At 71.6% G+C, this 8,081-nt stretch carries 6 protein-coding genes; 1 reads left to right on the top strand and 5 read right to left on the bottom strand.

Annotated elements, in window-relative coordinates; all coding sequences use genetic code 11:
* Positions 1-117 precede the first annotated feature (117 nt).
* Positions 118-1,077: a DMT family transporter gene (locus HPT28_RS20200; protein WP_219092573.1), complete on the top strand. Its 960-nt coding sequence runs from the start codon at positions 118-120 to the stop codon at positions 1,075-1,077.
* A gap of 32 nt (positions 1,078-1,109) precedes the next feature.
* Here the strand turns inward: HPT28_RS20200 and HPT28_RS20195 are convergent, their stop codons facing one another.
* From HPT28_RS20195 to HPT28_RS20175, 5 genes are read right to left on the bottom strand one after another with little or no spacing between them, the layout of a single operon-like run.
* Positions 1,110-2,756, bottom strand: a complete 1,647-nt coding sequence (locus HPT28_RS20195; RefSeq protein WP_219092572.1) for a type VI secretion protein — start codon at positions 2,754-2,756, stop codon at positions 1,110-1,112.
* A gap of 1 nt (position 2,757) precedes the next feature.
* Positions 2,758-4,191, bottom strand: coding sequence for an ATP-binding protein (locus tag HPT28_RS20190; RefSeq protein WP_219092571.1), 1,434 nt, complete (start codon positions 4,189-4,191; stop codon positions 2,758-2,760).
* A 51-nt stretch (positions 4,192-4,242) separates the two neighbouring features.
* A complete protein-coding gene (locus tag HPT28_RS20185; protein WP_219092570.1) occupies positions 4,243-5,787 on the bottom strand; it encodes an SCO6880 family protein in 1,545 nt (514 codons plus the stop codon).
* Complete coding sequence (locus HPT28_RS20180; RefSeq protein WP_257578984.1) at positions 5,784-7,151, bottom strand: hypothetical protein; 1,368 nt, start codon at positions 7,149-7,151, stop codon at positions 5,784-5,786. Before HPT28_RS20180 ends, HPT28_RS20185 begins: the two co-directional genes overlap by 4 nt.
* Positions 7,141-7,977, bottom strand: coding sequence for a hypothetical protein (locus HPT28_RS20175; RefSeq protein WP_219092569.1), 837 nt, complete (start codon positions 7,975-7,977; stop codon positions 7,141-7,143). Before HPT28_RS20175 ends, HPT28_RS20180 begins: the two co-directional genes overlap by 11 nt.
* Between the last annotated feature and the right edge of the window lie 104 nt (positions 7,978-8,081).

Genomic DNA, 8,081 nt, shown 5'->3' with positions numbered 1-8,081 from the left:
TGTCCAGGGCCCCGGGCTTTTTTGTGTTCCGGGTCTGCGCACCCGACAACACGGCGCCGCCGGGATGCTGCGGATAATTCGGTGAGCGTCGAAGTGGTCTTGGTCTACCGTCGGCCCATGACACAGACCCTGAACGCGGACCGTCAACGAGACTGGCCCGCGCTGATCGCTGTGAGCATCACCCTGCTCCTGTGGGCCTCCGCCTTCGTCTCCATCAGGAGCGCGGGTTCCTCCTACTCTCCCGCGGCCTTGGCGCTGGGGCGGCTACTGACGGCTGCCCTGGTGCTGGGGGCGATCTGGCTGATACGTGGGGACGGCCTCCCGCCTCGCCAGGCGCTGCCCTGGATCGGAATCGCGGGGGTGCTCTGGTTCGGCGTCTACATGGTGGCCTTGAACTGGGGGGAGCAGGAGGTCGATGCGGGGACCGCGGCCATGCTCGTCAACGTCGGACCGATCCTCATCGTGTTGTTGAGCGGCCGGTTCCTCGGAGAGGGTCTGCCACGTGCGCTGTTCCTGGGGATCGGGGTGGCCTTCCTCGGGGCCGGCATGGTCGGGTTCTCCATGGCCGACGTCGGTGGAGCGTCCGTACTGGGCGTGCTGCTCTGCCTGTTGGCCGCCGTCACCTATGCCGCGGGTGTGGTCGCGCAGAAGCCGGCTCTGCGGAGCGCGACACCGCTTCAGGTGACGTTCTTCGGGTGTGTGGCCGGTACGGTCGCCTGTCTGCCCTTCGTCGGAGTCCTGGCGTCCGAGGTGGGGCAGGCGCCGCTGTCGGCCACGCTCAACATGGTCTATCTGGGGGTCTTTCCGACGGCGCTGGCCTTCACCACGTGGGCCTACGCACTGGCCCGGACGCCTGCGGGGCGGATGAGCGCCACCACATACGTCGTGCCGGTGCTGGTGGTGCTCATGTCCTGGATGGCGCTGGACGAGGTGCCGCGGCCGCTCGCCCTGGTCGGTGGTGTGCTGTGCCTGGTGGGTGTCGCCGTGTCCCGTCGGCGGCCCGGGGACGGAGGCCCGAGGCCCGTGGCCGCTCTTGACGAGGGCACCGAGCCCGCCCCGGAGACGGCCGCCCGCTGAAGTCACCACCCGCTGAGCGACGAACCGCTGAGTCAGCGAGCCAAGCCCGTCCGGGGCACCTGGCCGAGCACCAGCTCGGGCCACCAGGAGCGGGCCTGATCCTGGGAACGCAGGTGGGCGACCGTGTGGATGCCCACCTCCGTCGCCTCGTTGACGAGCGACGGGAGCTCGGGCAGGGGAGCGACGGCAGCCGGGTCGTCGAGGACCAGGGTGATTGGTGGGTCGAGCCGACCGGAGGATGACCGTTCGGCCATGCGCCGGCCGTGCTCGACCACGTTCGAGGTGAGCGCCGTGACGAAGGGCATGACGCCGGCATGACGGCGTGGGGCTTCCACGGCCTCGCCCACGATGTAGAGCGTGCCCACTTCGGCGGCGAAGGATTCCACCGCCCTGGAATCCGTGCGCCTGCCCGCGCAGGCGTCCCGGACGTGGACGCGTCCCAGGGCCTTCAACGCGTGGGCGACCAACGCGACGGCGGCCTCTCGCCGTTCCGGGTGGGCGGCGAGTGTCGCCTCCAGCTCGCCCGCTGCGCCCGGGGCGGCTCCGGTGTCACCGCGCAGGATGCGGACGGCGTCTGCCGTGGACGCGCCCGTGGCCCACCGGTGCGCGAGGCGGAACGGCTTGCCGGAGACGGCGGCTGCGTGGAGGCAGCAGCGCAGCAGGGTTTCGGCGGCGTCGTGCACGGCGGCGTGGGCCGTGGCAGGGCTGCGGACCGGTGCGAGCAAAGCCGCCGCGCGGCTCCGGGCCACCGCCGGGTCGGCACAGCCCCGCTCCGGCGCCCAGCGCACCCGCATGGGGGCGTCCGTGCGGTGGCCGGGGTCGTAGACGTACGTCGGCCCCAACTTTGCGCGGGCCCCGACCGTGACGCGCCACAGATCGGGATCGGCGGTGACGACGACGGAAGGGCCTTCGGCGGCCGCCAGGGCCTCGGCCGGGTCGGCCGCGCCCCGCAGCACCAGACCGTGCGCCGTTCCCGGCGAGGGCCGTGCAGCTCCGGTGAGGCCTACGGTGCTGGGGCTGTGGGCGGTGAGGTTGGAGCGTGTCACCGACGTGGGTCCCGGCTCGTCCGAGGCCGAGGCCGAAGCCGGGGTTGAACGTGGAGCTGAACCCGGGGTCGCGTCCGGAGGGAAGGCCTTCGCCGGGGACGGGTCCTGCGCCGACTCGTGCAGACGGTGGGGCGGGGTTGGCGGCCGCACGCGCGCAGAGGCGTGTGACCGGGCCGCCCCCTGGGCCTCCCACGGCTGTCCCGGTGGCGCCTCCCCACGGGTGTCCTCCGCGATGCGCCGGGCCACGTGACGCGCCTGGCGCCTGGCCCTGCGGCGGGCGAGCGACGTCAGCAGCGCGAGGGTCAGCACGAACAGGACCATGACCTCGCCGATCAGCAGGCCCCAGAAGAGGCCGGGCCCGGACAGCGTGGCGGGGTCGGCGTCGGGCCAGGCCGCCTCGAGGTCCGCGGGGTCGGTCACCAGGGCGCGTACCGCCAGTGGGGTGTGGGTGAAGCCGATGCCGTGCGGCCAGGCACCGTGGGCGAGCAGCCCGGCCAGCCCGACGGCCGTCCAGGCCAGCACGGTGAGCCCCAGCAGCAGGGCGAGCAGGCCGACCAGCAGGCCGTCCGGAATGCCGCCGCCCGGCCTGCGGCCGGGCTCGGGGACGGTGCCCGGATGTCCGTGCCCCGGCACGTCAGGCCACCGTCCCATCCGCGTGCGTGAGTCGGTCGAACCGGCTCGCGCGGGACTCGGCCTCCGTCTCCAGCGCGTGGTCCAGCTCGTCCATGGGGCCGTGCGGTTCGGCGTCCTCGGGGCGTACGGAGGCCTCGGTCATGGCTCGGTCGGTGAACACGAGCGGCCTCTCCGCCTCTGTCACCAGGTGCTTGACGACCTGCACGTTGCCGTTGACGTCCCAGACGGCGATGCCGGGGGTGAGGGTGGGGATGATCTCGACGGCCCAGCGGGGCAGCCCCAGCACCTGACCGGTGGCTCGGGCCTCGTCCGCCTTCTGCGCATAGATCGTGCGGGTGGAGGCCATCTTGAGGATGGCCGCCGCCTCCTTGGCGGCGGCGCCGTCGACGACGTCCGACAGGTGGTGCACGACGGCGACGAACGAGAGCCCCAGCCGTCGGCCGAACTTCAGCAACCGCTGGAACAGCTGGGCGACGAAGGGGCTGTTGATGATGTGCCAGGCCTCTTCGACCAGGAAGATACGCTTCTTGCGGTCCGGCCGGATCCAGGTGTGCTCCAGCCAGACGCCGACGATCGCCATCAGGATGGGCATGGCGATGGAGTTGCGGTCGATGTGGGAGAGGTCGAACACGGTCAGCGGCGAGTCCAGGTCGATACCGACGGTCGTCGGGCCGTCGAACATGCCGCGCAGATCGCCGTCCACGAGGCGGTCGAGGACGAGGGCCACGTCCAGGCCCCAGGCGCGGACGTCTTCCAGCGCCACGTTCATCGCCTGCGCCGACTCGGGCTCGGGGTGGCGGAGCTGCTCGACGATGTCGCCGAGGACGGGCTGCCGGTCGGAGACGGTCGCGTTGACGTAGGCGTGGGCGACCTTGAGGGCGAAGCCCGCGCGTTCGTCCAGACCGTGGCCGAGCGCCACCTCGATGATGGTGCGCAGCAGGGCGAGCTGGCCCGTCGTCGTGATGGCCGGGTCGAGCGGGTTGAGCCGGATGCCCTGGTCCAGCGCGGCCGTCGGGTCCAGACGGATCGGGGTGATGCCGAGCTGCTCGGCGATGAGGTTCCACTCGCCGACACCGTCCTCGCCCTGGGCGTCGAGCACGACGACCTGGCGGTCCCGGAAGCGGAGCTGGCGCAGGACGTACGTCTTCTCCAGTGCCGACTTGCCGTTGCCGGACTCGCCCAGCACCAGCCAGTGCGGGGCCGGGAGTTGCTGGCCGTAGAGCTGGAACGGGTCGTAGATGTACCCCTTCCCGCTGTAGACCTCGCGGCCGATGATGACGCCGGAGTCCCCCAGGCCCGGGGCCGCGGTGGGCAGGTAGACGGCCTGGGCCTGGCCCGTGGAGGTGCGGACGGGCAGGCGCGTCGTCTCCGTTCTGCCGAAGAGGAAGCTCGTGAAGGCGTCGGTCACGGTGGAGAGCAGGTCATACGCGGCCATGGGGGCTGCGCCTCCTCATCACTGATCTGGTGGTCAGCTCTCGATGCGTCCTCACCGGCGGATTCCGGTGGCGAAGGGGAGGGTGTTGACGAAGGCGCGGTGGTGTTCCCGGTCGCACCACTCCAGTTTCAGATAGCTCTTTCCCGCCGCCGCGCGGATCGTCCGCTTGTCACGGGCGAGGGCCTCGGGCGAGCGGGAGGAGACGGTGATGTAACCCACGAGGTTGACTCCGGCCGCGCCGCTGGCCAGGTCCTCTCCGCGTTGGTCGACGCGGCCGTGGGCGGCGATGTCGCGCGGGTCCACGGTGCGGTTCATCTTCGCCTGCCGGCTGGCCTCCGCCGAGTCGTTCGTCTTCTCGGTCAGCATGCGCTCGATGGCCAGCTCGGTGGGCTCCAGGTCCATGCACACGGCCACGGTCCTGATGACGTCGGGTGTGTGCACCAGCAGGGGGGCGAGGAAGTTGACGCCCACCGGCGTCATCGGCCACTCCTTCACCCAGGCCGTCGCATGGCACCAGGGCTCGCGGGTGGCGGACTCGCGCGTCTTCGCCTGGAGGTAGTCGGGCTGCGTCGCGTCCAACTCGGCCGGCCAGGCGTTGCGCTGGGTCATCGCCTGGATGTGGTCGATGGGGTGGTCCGGATCGTAGGAGGCGTGCACGAGGGAAGCCAGCCGGGCCTGGCCGAGCGGCTGCCGCACCCGGATGTCGGCCTCGGCGAGCCGTGCGCAGATGTCGGTCAGCTCGCGCGTCATGACGATGGCCAGGCCCTCGTCGCGGGAGAGCCGACGACCGCCGGAGCGGTTGGCCTTGGCGATCGTCGCGGCCTCGGCGGCCAGTTCCCGGCCGTGGTGCATGCAGGCCACGAGATAGGCACGATGCTGCTCGCTGGAGGTGGAGACCATGGACTGGAGGTGGTCGTAGGAGGCCTGCAGCCATCGCGGGGCGCGCTCGTCACCGCGCTGGGCGACGTCCTTGGCGTGGGCGTCCGGATCGGCCGGAAGGGTGCGGGCGAGCATCTGGAGCCGGGTGACGTAGCCGTCGCCGTTGGCCACGTGCTTGAGCAGCGTCCCGAACCGGTCGACCAGCGCCTCCTGGTCCTCGCTGTCCCGCAGACCGACGCCGGGTCCCTCGATCTCGATGGCGGCGGTCACGGTGCGTCGGTCGGCGTGCAGCAGGACGGCGATCTCGTCCGGCCCGAAGGGGGAGGAGAGCCACGTCATGCGGCCGATTCCGGGGGGCGCGCCGATCTCCGTCTCCCGGCCGTCGAGCCGGATGCCCGCCTCCGGGGCCTCCGACCGGTACGTCCCGCCCCGCCGCAGCAGCCTGCGGTAGGAGCGGTCGATCTCGATCCACCGGTAGAACGTCCGCCCCCGGTAGGGGACGTAGACGGCGGCCAGAGCGAGCATCGGGAAGCCCGCGAGCAGCACGATCCGCACCGACAGCATCGGCACCAGCAGACCGCACATCATGCCCAGGAAGGCACCGACGACGATGAGGGCGATCTCGCCCGTCTCGCGGTTCTTGCCGATGACGGCGTTCGGGCGGGAGCGCCCGATGGTGTACGTGCGGCGCGGCGCGACGGTATGGGACGTCGTCACCTGCGGTCACCTCCGGTGCGGTCGTTCGTGGTGCGTGGCGCGGCGGTCGGGTTGGCCCGTTGCTGCGGGGGCGCTGCGGTGCGGGTGCTGTGCGCGGCCATACCACCGGCGACCGGGTTGGCGGGCTTGGCCCCGCCGCCACCGCCGCCTCCCTGCTGCCCGCCCCCCGAGCCGCTGCCGCGGGCGCTGTGGGCGCTGATGCCCTGCCGCAGCATGGCGGCCGGGGTGGCGATGGCGGCGACGGCCTTGCGGGAGGCCGGGTCGGCGGAGGCGTTGCGGTGCCGGACGATGTCGTCGCCGAAGCCGGGGACGAAGCGGTAGATCATCGCGGAGGCGAAGATGGCCAGCAGGATGATGGCGAGACCGGAGACGATGGCGCCCATCGCGTTCGGGCCGTCGTCGGCGGCGAGCGCCCCGGCCAGCCCGAGCACGATGACGATGACGGGTTTCACGAGGATGACGGCGATCATGATTCCGGCCCAGCGGCGCACGTGGGACCACATGTTCTTGTCGACGAGGCCCGAGTAGACGACGACGCCGAGCAGCGCGCCGACGTACAGCAGGGCGGCCCGGATCACCAATTCCAGCCACAGCACGCCCGCCGCGAGGACGGAGACGAGGGAGACGACGATCAGCATGATCGGCCCGCCGCCGATGTCCTCACCGGAGCGGAGGGCCTCGGAGAACGTGCCGAAGAACTTGTCCGTCTGCGAGCCGGTGCCGGTGGCGATGACATCGGTGACGGCATCGGTGGCGGAGACGAGTGTGTAGAGGACGAGCGGGGTGAAGGCGGAGGCCAGCACGACGAGCCAGAGGAAGCCGACGGCCTCGGACAGCGCGGTGGTGAGCGGGACGCCGCGGATGGCGCGCTTGGTGATGGCCAGGAGCCACAGGATGAGCGTGAGGATCGTGGACGCGGCGAAGACGACGGCGTACTGGCGCAGGAAGGCGGCGTTCGTGAAGTCCACGTCGGCGGTGGCCTCGACGGCCTCGGACAGCTTGCCGACGATCCAGGCGGCGGCCTCGGCGCAGCCGTTGGCCAGGGAGGACAGCGGGTCGAGGCTCTCCAGCGCCTCCGGGGTGCGGCTTCCTCCGCCGCCGTCCCCGCCGCCCCCTTCGCCGCCCTCGCACAACTCCCGCGCGGTTCCGCGGACGAGGTCACAGGGATTGTTGCTCTCGTCCGGATTGGGGCTCTCACCCGGGCTCGGGCTCGCTCCCGGGGCGTCAGGAGGTGTCGTGGGGTCGGCCGCGGCCGACCCCGAGGCCAGGAACGCCGCTCCCTGAGCTCCCCCGAGCAGCGCGAGGAGTGCTGGCCAGCGGCGCCTGAGCGTGGCGGAGCGAACGGCCGACTGGTTACCGCGCATAGGTGAAACCTCCGAAGCGCTTCTGGGCCTCAGCCATCTCCTCTGCGGAGGAGGCGCGTTGGTCGCGGCCCACCGGGGTCGGTCCGTCCTGTTGTTCGAGTTCGACGACCTTCCAGTCGCCCTCGGTCCATCGCAGCTCGAAGGTGTTGGTGTACCAGGCTTCCGTGACCGGGTTCCGCGAGTCCTCGCCGCTGATGCCGAACAGCGTCACGTACCAGACAGCTACGGTGGCGGTCCCGCCGCTGGCGTCGTACGCCACGAGATCCGAGCCGATGGGGTTCGCTCGCGAGACGAACGTGCTTCCCTCAGGGGCCGATCCGTCTTCGTTCAGCCCGATGCGTCGCAGGAAGTCGGGATCGCTGTACACATTGTCGAGAGAGGCCAGCCGCTCGGCGGAGAGGTCGGGGGCGAAGACCGTGTCCACGATGGATGTGCGCGTCCTGGCGTCGTACATACCGTCCCCGGTGAGCGCCACCACGTAGTTGGCGGCGGCGCTCTGGGCGCCCTGTTCGGTGCGGGGGAAGCCGGAGGGGACGCCGGGGCCGCGGGGGTCGACGGGGGCGACGCCCGAGGGTGCCGTGGGGTTGGCTTGGGCGCCGCCCTCGGCGTCGTCCTCGCTCTCGCCTCCGCCCCGGGTCGCGAACGCGATCGCGGCGATCAGGATGACCACGACGCCGACCACGGTGACGAGGCTGCGCCCGGGGCGGACGCCGGGTGTTCTGCCCGGCTCCGGGCTCTCCCCTTCGGGCAGGCGCACGCGGGTGCCCGCACGACGGGTGTCCGCGTACTCCCGTTCGTCTCCGTAGCCGTCGCCGCCGATGCTCATGGAACGCCTGCCCCTCGACCCGTCGCCGTCAATCGTCAACCGCCTTCCGCCTATTGTCCCCTCACACGACGGTAGCGGGGCAGAGTTGTCCACGGGCGGAGTGT

It is taken from the genome of Streptomyces sp. JJ38, from assembly GCF_019303475.1.
Taxonomy (GTDB): domain Bacteria; phylum Actinomycetota; class Actinomycetes; order Streptomycetales; family Streptomycetaceae; genus Streptomyces.
The sequence above is the reverse complement of the archived record's forward strand: the minus strand, read 5'-3'. Positions and strand labels throughout refer to the sequence as shown.

Bases quoted from the DNA above. Each gene is read 5' to 3' on its own strand.
- HPT28_RS20180 (WP_257578984.1), bottom strand. From the start codon at position 7,151: ATGCGCGGTAACCAGTCGGCCGTTCGCTCCGCCACGCTCAGGCGCCGC.
- HPT28_RS20200 (WP_219092573.1), top strand. From the start codon at position 118: ATGACACAGACCCTGAACGCGGACCGTCAACGAGACTGGCCCGCGCTG.
- HPT28_RS20190 (WP_219092571.1), bottom strand. From the start codon at position 4,191: ATGGCCGCGTATGACCTGCTCTCCACCGTGACCGACGCCTTCACGAGC.
- HPT28_RS20175 (WP_219092569.1), bottom strand. From the start codon at position 7,977: ATGAGCATCGGCGGCGACGGCTACGGAGACGAACGGGAGTACGCGGAC.